General features: G+C 63.8%; 11 protein-coding genes. 2 read left to right on the forward strand and 9 right to left on the reverse strand.

Translation table 11 applies throughout. The features are described from left to right. Nucleotides 1-8: 8 nt before the first annotated feature. From EL191_RS12130 to glgA, 5 genes are read right to left on the reverse strand one after another with little or no spacing between them, the layout of a single operon-like run. Complete coding sequence (locus EL191_RS12130) at nt 9-263, reverse strand: DUF2934 domain-containing protein (protein ID WP_013715573.1); 255 nt, start codon at nt 261-263, stop codon at nt 9-11. Next, on the reverse strand, nt 253-3,024 hold the full coding sequence (locus tag EL191_RS12135; protein ID WP_041979171.1) for a malto-oligosyltrehalose synthase: 2,772 nt from the start codon (nt 3,022-3,024) through the stop codon (nt 253-255). The genes EL191_RS12130 and EL191_RS12135 overlap by 11 nt, the downstream gene beginning before the upstream one ends. Beyond that, nucleotides 3,017-5,071 (reverse strand): 4-alpha-glucanotransferase, encoded by a 2,055-nt coding sequence (malQ, locus tag EL191_RS12140; RefSeq protein ID WP_041979167.1) that lies wholly within the window; start codon nt 5,069-5,071, stop codon nt 3,017-3,019. Before malQ ends, EL191_RS12135 begins: the two co-directional genes overlap by 8 nt. Beyond that, nucleotides 5,068-6,798, reverse strand: coding sequence for a malto-oligosyltrehalose trehalohydrolase (gene treZ / locus EL191_RS12145; protein ID WP_041979165.1), 1,731 nt, complete (start codon nt 6,796-6,798; stop codon nt 5,068-5,070). Before treZ ends, malQ begins: the two co-directional genes overlap by 4 nt. Before the next feature lie 23 nt (nt 6,799-6,821). Next, complete coding sequence (gene glgA, locus EL191_RS12150) at nt 6,822-8,357, reverse strand: glycogen synthase GlgA (RefSeq protein ID WP_041979162.1); 1,536 nt, start codon at nt 8,355-8,357, stop codon at nt 6,822-6,824. A gap of 230 nt (nt 8,358-8,587) precedes the next feature. Between glgA and EL191_RS12155 the strand changes: the two genes are divergently transcribed. After that, nucleotides 8,588-9,070 carry a CinA family protein gene (locus EL191_RS12155; RefSeq protein ID WP_041979160.1) on the forward strand — a complete coding sequence of 161 codons (483 nt, stop codon included), beginning with the start codon at nt 8,588-8,590 and terminating at the stop codon, nt 9,068-9,070. Between the two features lie 45 nt (nt 9,071-9,115). Here EL191_RS12155 and EL191_RS12160 read toward each other — a convergent pair whose 3' ends face one another. Beyond that, on the reverse strand, nt 9,116-9,640 hold the full coding sequence (locus EL191_RS12160; RefSeq protein ID WP_041979157.1) for a DUF4142 domain-containing protein: 525 nt from the start codon (nt 9,638-9,640) through the stop codon (nt 9,116-9,118). 279 nt (nt 9,641-9,919) lie between these two features. Between EL191_RS12160 and katE the strand changes: the two genes are divergently transcribed. Beyond that, nucleotides 9,920-12,058, forward strand: a complete 2,139-nt coding sequence (katE, locus tag EL191_RS12165) for a catalase HPII (protein ID WP_041979154.1) — start codon at nt 9,920-9,922, stop codon at nt 12,056-12,058. A 197-nt stretch (nt 12,059-12,255) separates the two neighbouring features. Here katE and EL191_RS12170 read toward each other — a convergent pair whose 3' ends face one another. The 3 genes from EL191_RS12170 to EL191_RS12180 all read right to left on the reverse strand — a co-directional run bounded on the left by EL191_RS12170 (nt 12,256) and on the right by EL191_RS12180 (nt 13,770). Next, nucleotides 12,256-12,585 carry a four-helix bundle copper-binding protein gene (locus tag EL191_RS12170; protein WP_013715581.1) on the reverse strand — a complete coding sequence of 110 codons (330 nt, stop codon included), beginning with the start codon at nt 12,583-12,585 and terminating at the stop codon, nt 12,256-12,258. Between the two features lie 396 nt (nt 12,586-12,981). Continuing rightward, nucleotides 12,982-13,308, reverse strand: coding sequence for a hypothetical protein (locus tag EL191_RS12175; protein ID WP_232005475.1), 327 nt, complete (start codon nt 13,306-13,308; stop codon nt 12,982-12,984). 144 nt (nt 13,309-13,452) lie between these two features. Beyond that, a complete protein-coding gene (locus tag EL191_RS12180; protein WP_041979152.1) occupies nt 13,453-13,770 on the reverse strand; it encodes a hypothetical protein in 318 nt (105 codons plus the stop codon). Nucleotides 13,771-13,838 lie beyond the last annotated feature (68 nt).

The following is a 13,838-nucleotide window of genomic DNA, read 5'->3' on the forward strand; positions in this document are numbered from 1 at the left end:
TAACGACCTCAGGCTTTCGGCGTTTTGGGCGTGCGCGGAGCACGGGGCTTCTTCAGCAACGCCGGTTGTTCGGCTTCGCTTAGCGGCACCGTCTTGGGTTTGCTGATGCGCCGCGGCTTGGGCGCTGCCGGCGTCTGGGCCTGCGCCTCGGCTTCGGCCAGTTTGCTGGCCATCTTCCAATGGCGCTCATGCTGGCCATGGGGACGACCTTCGGACTCCCAGATCTGGAAGGCAAATTCGCGGATACGCTGTTCATCGATCATGGCGTGGCTCCTGTAATGACGGGGTGATGCGAAGCAGATTGACGGGAAACCTGGCCAGTGCAGTGGCGAGTGCGATGCCCTGATCCGTGGCGGCCTGGCAGTCGCCGAGCATGCCCGTTGCCTGCCGGACATGCAGTGCGTCGGGCAAGACGACCGTGGTGTTGCCCCAGCGCTGTGGCGGTACGTGCGGCACCGGATGTTCGTCGAGCAGGCCAGCGGCCAGCCGTGGGACGATGACCAGCAGGTGGTCGTCGCCGTGGCTGCGCAGGAAGGCCAGCACCTGGGCGGCGTGCTCACCGGTGACGCCAAGTGGTTGGTAGCTGCCGTGGCGGAATAGCTGTGGCCGTTCTGCGCGCAAGGCCAGTGCCTGGCGGATCAGCCATTGCTTGATGCGCCCATCCTGCCAGCTCTCCAGCCTGGCCTCGGCCGTGACCTCGGCGTGCAGGGCAGCCTGCCGCGCGGGGAAGTCCACCGGGCGGCGGTTGTCCGGGTCGACCAGGCTGAAATCCCAGAATTCGCAGCCCTGGTAGAGGTCGGGCACACCAGGTGTGGTCAGGCGCAGCAGGCATTGCGCCAGGCTGTTCAGAGCGCCGGCCGGCGCGATGGCGGACACCGTACTGGCCAGTTCGCGACGCAGCGCCAGGCCATCAGGTTCGACCAGCAGGCGCCGGAGGAAGTCCGCGCAGGCTGTTTCGTGCTCGTCGTTCGGCGCGCTCCAGGCACTGTTGAGTTTGGCCTCGCGCAGCGCCTTGCGCTGCCATTCGAGCAGGCGCTGCAAGTACGCGTCCAGACCTGTGGCATCGTCGGCCTGCAGCCCCAGCGGCCAGCTGCCGATCAGCGCCTGGTAGAGAATCGCTTCTTCGCCACCGTCCGGCGCCTGCTGCATCTGGCTGCTGCGCAACGATTGAGCGAGGCGCTGCCATTCCCGAACACGCTCGGCGTACCAGGCGGCACGTTCGCTGAGCACTGCCAGGCGCGCACGGGAGTCTTCGCCGCGTTTGTGATCATGGGTGGCGGTGGCCAGCAGGTTCTGCGGATGGTGGTCCGCACGCTCGACGCAGGCCTGGTGAAAACGCTCGACGCTGGCGCTGAAGTGCTCGGCATCGAAGCCCACGTCATAACGAGAGAGCAGCACGCCTGCGCGATACAACGCAGTGTCTTCGACGGCCTTGGCAGCCACCGGCGAGGTCAGCTGCTGGAAGCGCGTCAGCGCCTGGGCCCGCAGGCGCCGCGCACGGCCGGGCGGCAAGGTACGCAGGATGGCACCGCCAAGCCAGTCATCGAGATGCGGCAGCAAGGGCCAGTCAGCCTCGGCCAGGGTCTGTCGCGCGCCGTCCAGCGCCTGCTGGAAGAAGCGCCGATCCTGCAGCGAGCGGCCACAGCCCTGGGCGTAGGTGCGATACACCGGGAAATGCACGATCAGCTCGCGCAGCGCCCGGCGGATCGCGCCGAGGGTCAGGTCGCGAGTGGCGATATCGTGGCGGGCGACATGCAGCAGGCGCTGGGCGACTTCCTCCAGATCGCCGGCCAGCGAACCCTCCAGCACCAGGCGGCGTGCCTGCTGGATCTCCTCCTCGAACGCTGTAGGCCTGCCGCTAAGCGTTTGCCACAGCTCGCTGAGCGGCAGTTCGCCGTGTGGGTCGTGCTGCAGCAGCGAGACCTGATTCATGAACTCGTAGCCGGTGCTGCCGTCCACCGGCCACTCCTGCGGCAGCTGTTCGCCTGCGCCAAGGATCTTCTCCACGAAAATGGGGAAGGGCGCATCACCACGCAGTTGCCGGATGCGTCGGCGCAGGCGGCTGCAATAGGCGCGTGGATTGGCCAGGCCGTCGATATGATCGATGCGCAGGCCGTCGATCAGCCCACGTTCGATCAGTTCGAAGACCTTGGCATGGGTCTGTTCGAACACCTGCCGGTGCTCGACGCGCAGCGCGCCAAGCTCGTTGATGTCGAAGAATCGCCGCCAGTTGATATCGTCCGCCGCGGTGCGCCAACTGGCCACGCGGTAATGCTGACGTTCGAGCAGCGCGTGCAGGCGCTTCTGCGCCGCTTCGTCACCGCCCTGAAAGCCGGCGAGCAACGGCGGCACCTTGTGCGCCTGAACGGCCAGTTCGGCGCACAGCTGCGCGGCCTGTGCGCGGCTGGCGTCATCGTTGCCCAGGCGCGCGAAGCGCTGGCCCAGCGCGCGCAAGTCGGCATCATCGCTGCCGCGCAAGATGCTGGCGTAGCTGGCTGGAGTCAGCGGCAGGCGATGCTCGAAGTGCTGCGCATGGAAGCGTCCGCGCTGCGCATCGAAGTGCAGCTCCAGGGTGCCGTCGCGCAACGCCTCGCCGTAGTCGCTGCGCAGAAAGGGCACCAGCAGCTGGCCGCTGAGCAAGGGGTCGTGAGATTGCCACTGGATATCGAAGAAGCTCGCATAAGGGCTGCCTTGCCCCCATTCCAGCACGTCCAGCCACCAGGGATTGCCATCGCCACCGACGGCCATATGGTTGGGCACTATGTCCAGGATCAGCCCCATGTCATGGGCGCGCAGGGTATTGACCAGCTGCACTAGGGCTTCTTCGCCGCCCAGCTCGGGGTTGATCCGGGTCGGATCGATCACGTCGTAGCCGTGTTGCGAACCGGGGCGGGCGGTGAGAATTGGCGAGGCATACAGGTGGCTGACCCCCAGCTGCGCCATGTAGGGCACCTGCGCAGCCGCGTCGAACAGGGTGAAATCCTTGTGCAGCTGCAGGCGCAGCGTTGCGCGCAACTCAGTCATTGCCAGCCTCCCGGCGTGCGTCATCGAGGGTGGCCAGGCGCTCGCTGGTGGCGGGTTGTTCCAGCAGTTCGCTGGCCGCCAACGGATAGCGGCGGCGCCAGTTCGGGTGGATATCGCCAGGCCCCGGCAGATTGGGCTGCTGCTCCAGGCCACAGGCGTCCTCCAGCGGCAGCAGCGCCAGTGGCGCGGGGGTACGGCCGACATGTTCGATGCAGGCTTGCAGACAGCCATCGTCATCACCGCCGCTGACCATGCCTTGGCGTTCCAGCAGCTGACGCAGCGCCACGCGCTCACCGGCGCGCTCGGCGTGGTCGCCCTCCAGCAGCTCGGCGTCGCGTTGGCCGGTGCGCACCCGCCATTCCAGATCTCGGCCGGCGAGCCAGCCCTTGATCGTCGGCAGGTCGTGAGTGGTGGTGGTGGCCAGGGCATTGCCGGGCCAGCGCTCGGCCGGGACGAAACCGAGGTCGTCCTGCTCGAACAGCAGGACGCGGGTGCCGAGGATATTGCGCGCGGCGAGCTTGTCGAGCAGGCCCTCGGGCACAGTACCTAGGTCCTCGCCGATCACCAGCGCACGATGGCGATGCGACTCCAGAGACAGCAGGCGCAGCAGGTCATCCAGCGGGTAGCGCAGGTAGGCGCCGTGCTGCGATTCCGCCCCTTGGGGGATCACCCACAGACGCTGTAGCCCCATCACATGGTCGATGCGAATGCCGCCGGCATGTGCCAGGTTGGCCTGGAGCATTTCGATATAGGCACGAAAGCCGTGCTGACGCAGGCCCTGCGGTGAGAAGGCGGCGACGCCCCAGTTCTGTCCCTGGCGATTGAGTACATCCGGCGGCGCGCCGACGGTGACCTGCGGCAGCAGTTCATCCTGGCGCGACCAGGCCTGGCTGCCGGCGCAGTCGGCCCCCACCGCCAGGTCGGCGATCAGGCCAATGCCCATGCCGGCACCGCTGGCGGTGGCCTGCGCGCTTTCCAGCCCATGGGCGATCAGCCATTGGCAGAACGCATGAAAACGCAGCTCATTGGCATGTTCGATGGCAAAACGGGTCACGGCGCCCTGGTTGGGGCTGCGCAGCTCATCCGGCCAGGTGCGCCAGTCGCCGCTGGTCCCTTCGCGCAAGCGTTGCCCATGAATGGCCTCGAAACAGCAATGTTGCTCAAGGGCTTCACCGCCAGTTGCGCGAAATGCTTCGAAGCGTTCCCGTAAGGGAGTCGGGGCCTGTCGAAAATCTTCGTACAGCTGACGCAACAGGCGCTGGCGAGCGGCGGCTACAGCCGGCCAGTCGATCAACTCCAGCGACTCCAGGCGCGTCATTTCATCGTGCAGGCCGGCGGCCTGAATGGCGCGCTTGACGCGCTCCTCACCCAACAAGGTGGCAGGGGCGGCGTACAGAGTATTGAAGAACAGCCGGCTGGATGGCGAGTAGGGGCCATAGCTACGCAGGTCGGCGCTGAATTGTGCGTGCACCGGGCTCAGGCCGATGGCATCGGCGCCATGATTGGCAGCATGCCGGGCCAGGTCGGCCACGGCCAGGGTATCGCCCAGTCCGCCGTCGCCGCTGCGGCGCAGGCCGTAGAGTTGGGCGGTGAGCCCCCAGATACGCGGCTTGCCGCACAGTTGCTGCACCGAAAGGCAGGCCTGCGGCGCCACCGCAAGCGCATGCCGGCTCTCGCGGATTGCCAGCTGGTAGTAACCGATGCGCTGTTGGGCCGGCAAACGACCATCCGAGTCGAGTCGTCCTTCGCTGACGTTGCCCTGTTCGTCGGTCAGCTGATAGGGGCTCTCGGCCGGATAAAGGGTCAGAGCCAGCGCTTGGCCCTGGTCCTGCAGGAGCAGGCCACAATCTTCCGGCACATGCTGGCGGTGCACCAGCGAGGTCAGGCTTTCACGTATCTGCTCGGGGCTTTGCGCAGGGTAGCCCAGCGCCTCCAGCAAGTTGCGCTGCGCTTCTGGGGTTACGCTTTGTGGCTTACCGTAGGCGTCGATCCAGTCGATGCTGAGATCCGCAGCCTGAGCCAGCTCGGCCAGCAGTTGATCGCTCATCGGACGGGCTCCAGGGTGACCAGGGCACTGCGCGGCGGCAATTGCGTTTGGCGCAGGTCGGCATCATCGATACGCAGGGTGTACAGACGCTCGCCATGCATGGCTTCGGCAGGCAGGGACACGACGCCGGTACCCAGGTTGATGGCGATGCCCAGTGCCGGCCCGTTGCCGAGCCGCCAGCGCGCCAGTACGGCGCCGTCGCCCAGTACTTGCACACCGAGGCTGCGAGCCTCCTGCAAGCCGGCCAGCAAACGACTGTGGCGCACTTGTAAAAGGCCGCGATAGAAAGCCAGCCACTCGCGCTGCTGAGGTTCCAGCGCCGGTGCCAGGTCCGGCTGCGAGCGCTGGAAGCTGGCCTCGGCATTGGGGTCGGCGATGGCCTCGCGGTCGTGCGCCGAATTGAATTGGGAGAAATCCGCGAACTCGTTGCGCCGGCCTTCACGCACGGCATTGGCCAGCTCGTCGTGGTAATCGGTGAAGAACAGGAACGGCCGCTTGCTGCCCCATTCCTCGCCCATGAACAGCAGCGGCACCATCGGGCACAGCAGCAGGAGCACGGTAGCGGCCTTCAGCGCATCGACGTCGGCGAGCAGCGTCAGGCGCTCGCCAAAGGCGCGGTTACCCACCTGGTCATGGTTCTGCAGAAACAGCACGAAGGCGTGCGGCGGCAGGTCGGCGCTTGGCTCGCCGCGCGGCAGGCCGTGACGATTGGCCTGGCCCTGATAGACGAAACCCTGCTCCAGGCAGGTGGCCAACTTGCGCGTCGGCGCCTGGGCGTAATCGGCGTAGTAGCTTTCGTTCTCGAAGGTCAGCAGCGCATGCAGGGTGTTGTGGCCATCGTCGTTCCACTGCGCATCGAAGCCATCACGCAGCAGGTGCGCGGCGTTGTGCTCGTTCTCCAGCACCAGGTGCACATGGCGTTGCCGGGGCATTGCCGAGCGTACGCGCGCCGCCAGCTCCTTGAGGAAGTCGTCATCGTCGATGGCGTGCACGGCGTCCAGCCGCAGGCCGTCGACGCGATAATCCAGCAACCACATCAGCGCGTTTTCGCAGAAGAAATCGCGCACCTGCGGGCGACTGAAGTCGATGGCCGCCCCCCAGGGCGTGATGCGCTCTTCATGGAAGAACTGCCGCGCATACACGCCCAGGTAATTACCGTCGGGGCCGAAGTGGTTGTAGACCACGTCGACGAACACCATAAGGCCATAGGCATGAGCCGCGTCGATCAGTTGCTTGAGTTGTTCGGGCGTACCGTAGGCGTTGGCCGGGGCAAAGGGCAGAACACCGTCGTAACCCCAGTTGCGCGTGCCGGAGAAGGCGTTGAGCGGCATCAGCTGCAAGGCGGTGACGCCCAGATCGGCCAGGTGCGGCAGGTGTTCAATGACCTGCTGAAAGCCACCGAACAGGCCGACATGCAACTCGTACAGCACCGTCTCGTGCCAGGGGCGGCCGTTCCAGTCGCGGTGATGCCAGAGGTAGGCCGAATGGTCGACCACCTGGCTGAAACCATGCACGTCCTCGACCTGGCGCCGCGAGGCCGGGTCCGGTACCGACCACTGACCGTCGATACGGTAGCGATAACGGGTATCGGCCGGGCACTGCAGCAACGCCACGAACCAGCCATCGTCCTGCGCCTGCATCGGCTGCAAGCCACCGTCCTGCAGTTCTAGTTCCACCTGGCTAGCGCTGGGGGCCCAGAGAGCGAAACGCACGCGTCCATCGGCCATTGGCCGAGCACCATGGCTGTACATCAACGCAGGGCCCGGCGGGCGTTGACCTGGCCCAGCAGACGCTGGAACAGCCGGTCGTAAGGTTGCACCGACTGGCGCCAGTAAAGCGGGGAGCGCATGGCGTGGCAGCGCATGGCCTCCAGCAACTCGGGGTGCTCGAATACCTGCAGTGCGCGGTCGATGGCTTCGCGGTAGGCATCGACGTGCGGCGCATCGAAGAGAAAGCCGCTGACACCATCCTCGATGGTATCGGCCAGGCCGCCGGTGCAACGCGCGATGGGCAGTGAGGCATAGCGCTGGGCGTACATCTGGCTAAGGCCACAGGGCTCGAAACGCGAAGGCATCAGCAGGAAATCGCTACCCGCGTACAGGCGCCGCGCATCGCTCTCGTTGAAGCCGATATGCACTCCGATGCGGCCAGGATGACGCCGCCCCAGGTCGGCCATGGCCGCTTCCAGCGCCGGCTCGCCCTGGCCGATCACGCCGATACGGCCGCCGCGGGCGACGATGTGTTCGGCAACATCAAGCGTCAGGTCTATCCCTTTCTGCTGCACCAGGCGCGACACCACGGCGAACAGCGGGCCGTCAGCGTCGAGATTCAGCCAACGCTGGACATACTCGGTGTTGGCCCGCTTGCCGGCCCAGTCGCCGGCGCTGAAACCCTGCAGCAGGTGCGGGTCGCTCTCGGGCTGCCAGCTTTCGTCGATGCCGTTGGCGATGCCGCTGAGCTGATTGCCCAGGACCTTGGCCCGCAACAGGCCGTCGAGGCCACAGCCCTGTTCCGGAGTGGTGATTTCGCGGGCATAGCGGCGGCTTACGGTGGTCACGTGCTGCGCGTAGGCGATGCCGGCCTTGAGAAACGACAGCTGGCCATAGAATTCCAGGCCATCGACGCCGCACGCCGATTCCGGTATCGCCAGTTCGCTGGCACAGCGCATGTCGCACAGGCCCTGATAGGCCAGGTTGTGAATGGTCAGCACGGCTGGCGCGCTGGCCTGGCGCCAGGCCATGTAGGCGGGCGCCATTGCCGCGGGCCAGTCATTGGCGTGTACCAGCTCCGGCCGCCACTGGATACCGGCGTCACCGCTGGCGATCTCCGCTGCGGCCAGGCCGAGGCGGGCGAAACGAATGTGGTTGTCGGCCCAGTCGCGCCCCTGGGCATCGACGTAGGGCGAGCCGTCGCGCTCGTACAGCGCATGGTTGAGCAGCACATAGACGATCAGCCCATCGGCCAGGTCCATGCGTCCGATCTGGCAGGGCGGCAGGGCGGCAACGCCAGGCAGTTGCCCGACGATGCGAATCGGCCGGCCACTTTCCACGACCTTGCGATAGCCCGGAATCAGCAGGCGCATGTCGTGTTGTGGTGACAGCGCTCGCGGCAGCGCGGCAGATACGTCACCGAGCCCGCCACACTTGATCAGGTCGGCGAACTCCGAGGTGACGAACAGCACGCGCTTACGCTCGGGATGCTCGCTGTGCATCTGCAGGGGTGGCTTGGCTGCGGCGCAAAGGGTGGGCGTGGACGGAATATGTGCGGAGGCTGCAGCACTTGCCATGTCTCTCTCCATTGGGTTGGAACCGACGACGACTCGCCGGTTGGGCGAGGGCCTATCGGAGGAGTGCGATGAGCATGACCGGCAATCTCCCCCTTACCCTTTTCCTGACGGGGCGATCGCGACAAAGGTTCGACCTTTTTTTAACCAGACAGGCGCAACGCGAAAGGTTGAACTTTGCCCAGTGCCGACACTTCCACAGAGCTCAACTGTTCGCCTTAGGAGAGCGGCAGATGCACAGCATCGAGCAGGTGGTTAATTTTCTCAGCAAGTACAAACTGCGCCTGGCCACCGCCGAGTCCTGCACGGCCGGGCTGATCAGTTCGCTGGTGGCGGACGTGCCCGGCAGCGGCCAGGTGCTGGACTGCGCGTTCGTCACCTATTCGCCCCAGGCCAAGCAGCGCTGCCTGGGCGTCAATCCGGAGACCATCGAGCGCTTCGGCCTGACCAGCGAGGAAGTGGCACGGGAAATGGCGCTCGGCGCGTTACAGCGCAGCGATGCCGATATCGTCCTGGCCAATACCGGGCTGGCGGAAGCGGAAGGGGACATGGATGGCGTGCAGTGCATCGCTTGCGCGATTCGTCTCGACCAGCACCAGGGCATCGTCAGCGAAACAGTGCAGTTCAGCGGTGCGCGCAACGAAGTGCGCGAAGAGACGGCGCGTTATGCGCTGATGCAGCTGCCCTATTACTACGAACGCCTGCGCCAGGTTTGACGGCGCGGGCGCTGCCGGGCCGCAAAGGCGACCCGGCAGGTCAGATCACTCTTCTGGCAGTTGGCCGTTGAGCTGCTCGGCCCGCTGCAGATGCTGCTCCAGCTTGGGCAGGGTCTCGCGGGCTAACGCGGCAATTTCGGCATCATCGGCATTCACGCCGCGACGGAACAACTCGATGGTTTCGCGATGTGCGACTACCTGGTTGTTCATATAGGCCTTGTCGAAGCTCGCCTCGCCCCGCATTTTCAGGACCATGGCCTTGGCCTTGTTGAGCAGTTCGGCGTCGTCGGACACCTCCAGATCCTTGCTCTTGGCCAGATCGGCCAGTTTCTGATTCGCCTGACGATGGTCGTCGATCATCATCTGGGCGAACCCCTTGACCGCTTCGTTCTGCGATTTTTCCAGGGCCAGCTTGGCCGTTTCGATTTCGGCGACACCTTTGGCCGATGCCTCTTCGACGAACTCCTCGCTGCTGATCGACTCCGCCTTGTTGGCGGCCTGCAGGCTGGTGACGGCGCAAATGGCAAAGGCGGCTGCGGCCAATAGGGCCAGTGGTTTCAATGGATGCATGGTGGTTCCTCCTGGGGTGTGCGTTCACAGGGGTAGAAGGGCCGGGCGAGGGCGAAGTTCAGGACAAATTTGCCTCGGTGAAACCGCGCAACGACAAGCGAAACGACCGCAAAGCGCCAGCTGCCGAGGAAAATTCAAGTCGAACGAAGCAGCGCCAGCTCGCCTCAAAAATTACCCGTGGCGACATGTCGTCGCCTGCGCGGCCGCCATGCCTGGCATGGCCACCGACAATTACCAGCGCGCGGCCCTATGCGTGCTTCCAACAGCCGGGAGTAGCCCATGAGCAAGCAACCGAAAACCGCCGAGCAGAGCCAGATGGCCGGCAGCGATACGCTCGACAGAAGCAACAGCAACGCCAAGCTCGAACAGCTAGAGCAATTCCGCGAAGATTCCACCGGTGAGGCGCTGACCACCAACACCGGCGTGCGCATCGCCGACAACCAGAACAGCCTGCGCGCGGGTGAACGTGGGCCGACGCTGATGGAAGATTTCATCATGCGCGAGAAGATCACCCACTTCGATCACGAGCGTATTCCCGAGCGCGTGGTACATGCCCGCGGTTCGGCAGCTCATGGCTATTTCGAGGTCACCGACCCTGCCACCGACCTGACCTGCGCCAATTTTCTCAGCGAAGCCGGCAAGCGCACCCCGGTGTTCGTGCGTTTTTCCACTGTGCAGGGGCCGCGTGGCTCGGCCGATACGGTGCGCGACGTGCGCGGCTTTGCCGTGAAGTTCTACACCGAGGAGGGCAACTTCGACCTGGTGGGCAACAACATGCCGGTGTTCTTCATCCAGGATGCGATCAAGTTTCCCGACTTCGTTCATGCGGTCAAACCCGAGCCGCACAACGAGATCCCGACCGGAGCCTCGGCCCACGACACTTTCTGGGACTTCGTCTCGCTGACCCCGGAGTCGGCGCACATGGTGCTCTGGACCATGTCCGACCGCGCCATTCCTATCGCCTATCGCTCGATGCAGGGTTTTGGCGTGCACAGCTTTCGCCTGGTCAACGCCGAGGGCCAGAGCAAGTTGGTGAAGTTTCACTGGCGGCCCAAGGCCGGCGTCTGTTCGCTGGTGTGGGACGAAGCGCAGAAACTCGCTGGCAAGGACCCGGACTTTCACCGCCGCGGCCTTTGGGAAGACATCGAGCGCGGCCTCTACCCGGAATGGGAACTGGGCCTGCAGGTGATGAACGAGGAAGACGCGCAAAGCTTCGGCTTCGACCTGCTCGATCCAACCAAGCTGGTACCCGAGGAGCTGGTGCCGGTGCGCGTGGTCGGTCGCATGGTGCTCAACCGCAACCCGGACAACTTCTTCGCCGAGACCGAGCAGGCGGCGTTTCACATCGGCCACGTGGTGCCGGGCATCGACTTCAGCAACGATCCGCTGTTGCAGGGGCGACTGTTCTCGTACACCGATACCCAGCTGCTGCGCCTGGGTGGTCCGAACTTCAATGAAATCCCGATCAACCGCCCGCTGTGTCCGTTTCACAACAACCAGCGCGATGCGCCGCATCGTCAGCAGATCAATCGTGGCCGCGCGTCCTACGAGCCGAACTCGATCGACGGCAACTGGCCACGCGAAACGCCGCCAGCGCCGAGTGGAGGCGGTTACAGCTCCTATCCCGAGCCGCTGCACGGCACCAAGATCCGTGTGCGTTCGCCCAGCTTCGCCGACCACTTCTCCCAGGCCACGCTGTTCTGGCGCAGCATGAGCGAGGCCGAGCAGCAGCACATCGTCGACGCCTACAGCTTCGAGCTGTCGAAGGTAGAGCGCCTGTACATTCGCGAGCGCCAGGTAAAGGAAATACTCGCTCACATCGACCCGCTGTTGGCCCTGCGGGTTGCGCAGAACCTGGGCATCGATCTGGACAGTACCTCGACGCCGCAAATGGAAGGCAAGCCGCAGGTTTCTCCGGCGCTCAGCCAGATGAACCTGCTGCCTGGCGACATTCGCGGGCGTCGCGTCGCGGTTCTGCTGACGCCCGGTTGCAAGGCCGACGAAGTCGCCAGCCTGAAGAAGATACTCGAAGCTGCCGGCGCCGTGACCAAACTCCTGGCGCCTTCAGCGGCGGCAGTGAAGGACTCCGACGGCCAGCCAGTGCAACCTGATGGCAGCTTCGCCTCGGAGCCGTCGATCACCGTCGACGCCGTGTTCGTCCCGGGAGGCGAGTACGTGCTCAAGACCCTGCAGGACGATGGCGTGGCCAAGCATTACCTGCTGGAAGCCTACAAGCACCTCAAGCCTGTCGCGCTCAGCGGCGATGCCGCTCAGCTGGCGGCCATGCTGGGCCTGGAAGAGGATGACGGGATGCTCGGCGGCGACAGCTTCGATCCGCTGTACATGCGCTTCGAGACGGCGCTCAAGCAACATCGCATCTGGGCACGAGAGGCCCGCGCCAAGAGCATTCCAGCCTGAACCGACGCCAGGCCTAGCGCGGTTTTCCGTCGCTAGGTCGAGGCGGCTTCTCCTGCTGCGCCCCGGTCGAGGGGCGCAGCGGCACTGGCGCGTCGAGCTGTGAGCCAGGGTCTTCGTTACCCGGGTCGTCCAGCAACCTATCGTTGCTACGCGCTACGGGCGTCCGCCCGATTTCCTTCGGTGTTTTCCTGTTCATCTCAGGCTGTCTCCAGCAAGGGATCGTCTGCGCACTGCTGACAAGCATGCGCGCATTCCTGGCAATGCTGACTGGTGTGCTGGATGCATTCCTCGGCACAGGCCAGACAGGCGATCCGGCACAGTTGGCTGGCCACTGCCACGTAAGGACTGTCACGCAACATCAGGGTGGCCGTGAGGCGGCACAGGTCTGCGCAATCTCGGCACAGCTCGATGCAACGGTAATGGCCTGCGTCTTTCTCACGCAGGCACGCCGATGCGCATTGTTCACACGCATTGGCGCAACTGCTGTAGGCGGTGATCTGATCCAGATAATTGTACTGATCTGTCATTTTCATGCCTCCATATATAGCCACTGTAGAAACATTGCGCCGCACCAATAAAGAGCAACTTGGCCATACAGATCGCAGCGCGCCTTATAAGCACCTCTTATTTATAAAGAAAAGCCCGAATGGTCTCTTGCCGGGTTTCACTTAAATGGCTTGCCGGCCATCTTGCCAACGGCAATATCAGGCAAGCTCAGTTGAATACCCAGGCAAGCGACAATGCCCTGACGACAGCAACTGTAATGAAAAAGTAAATTCACCCGTTGCGCATGATATACATCCCGCGACTGGCATCTATGCATGTCGACAGTCACTTGAATCGTTAGCTCAAACAATCGGGGGCGGGTAATCGGTAGGGCAGGGTAAGAGGCTGGAAATGCCAGCCGAGGGCGCTAGTGGCGGCTAGAAGGAGTGATTGGCCTTGATCACTTCGATCATCATGTTGTTTGGCCTGTCCGCTGCGCGAGCGCGCAGCGGGTCGTGGTGTATATCCCGGCAGGTGAGAATGGAGCGGCTGAACTGAAAATCCCGCTCAGGGTGCGTGGCGGTGACCTTGTCCTTGTCACAATCCTCGCAAGGCTGCTCGTCAAGCGCTTCGCTGTGCACCTGATAGCAGTTCGAGTCGACCTCCCGAAGCGAACGCTGGGCTACCTGGGTACTGGGTGGCGGCTGAGAGAGCATTACTGCCAGCGCCGCTGGCTGAAAGGGTTGCCAAACCAGAAGAACCACCAGGCATGTCGCGCCCGTCATGTAAGGCCACTCGTACATCAGTTGGTGCCGATAGGGCATATGCCGTCTGATTCTTCCCATCACCTCTTCGGCCTTGTTCCGAATCGTTGCTGAATCCTTGCATCTGGGCATGTGCGTATCCCCTCATTCTTTCGTGAGCTTTCTCATAGCCCACAAACGGGAGATGCGCGTACGGAAAATCGGCTCGCGCGAATAGGTTGGCAACTGCTTGGTATTACAGTGTTTGACCGCTTCGCTGATCGACTCGCCATTCTCTTCCAGCGTCATATCGAAATGAATCAGTCTGATCACCTCCTGAGTAGGACAACTCCCATCCAGAACGCGGACGAGTTGCCGTTCTTTATGGGCAACGGTAAGCACGATGCTGCCGTCCGGCCTTGGCGTCATATCAACTTCATAATTGGCTAGCGCCGATCTAATACTTTCCAAGTCGTGTTTCATGAGTATCTCCTTAATGGCACTCATGAAACATAACGGTGATTTTCGCTAACACCAACAGTTGGGACGAT

This window comes from Pseudomonas mendocina, assembly GCF_900636545.1.
GTDB classification, from domain to species: domain Bacteria; phylum Pseudomonadota; class Gammaproteobacteria; order Pseudomonadales; family Pseudomonadaceae; genus Aquipseudomonas; species Aquipseudomonas mendocina.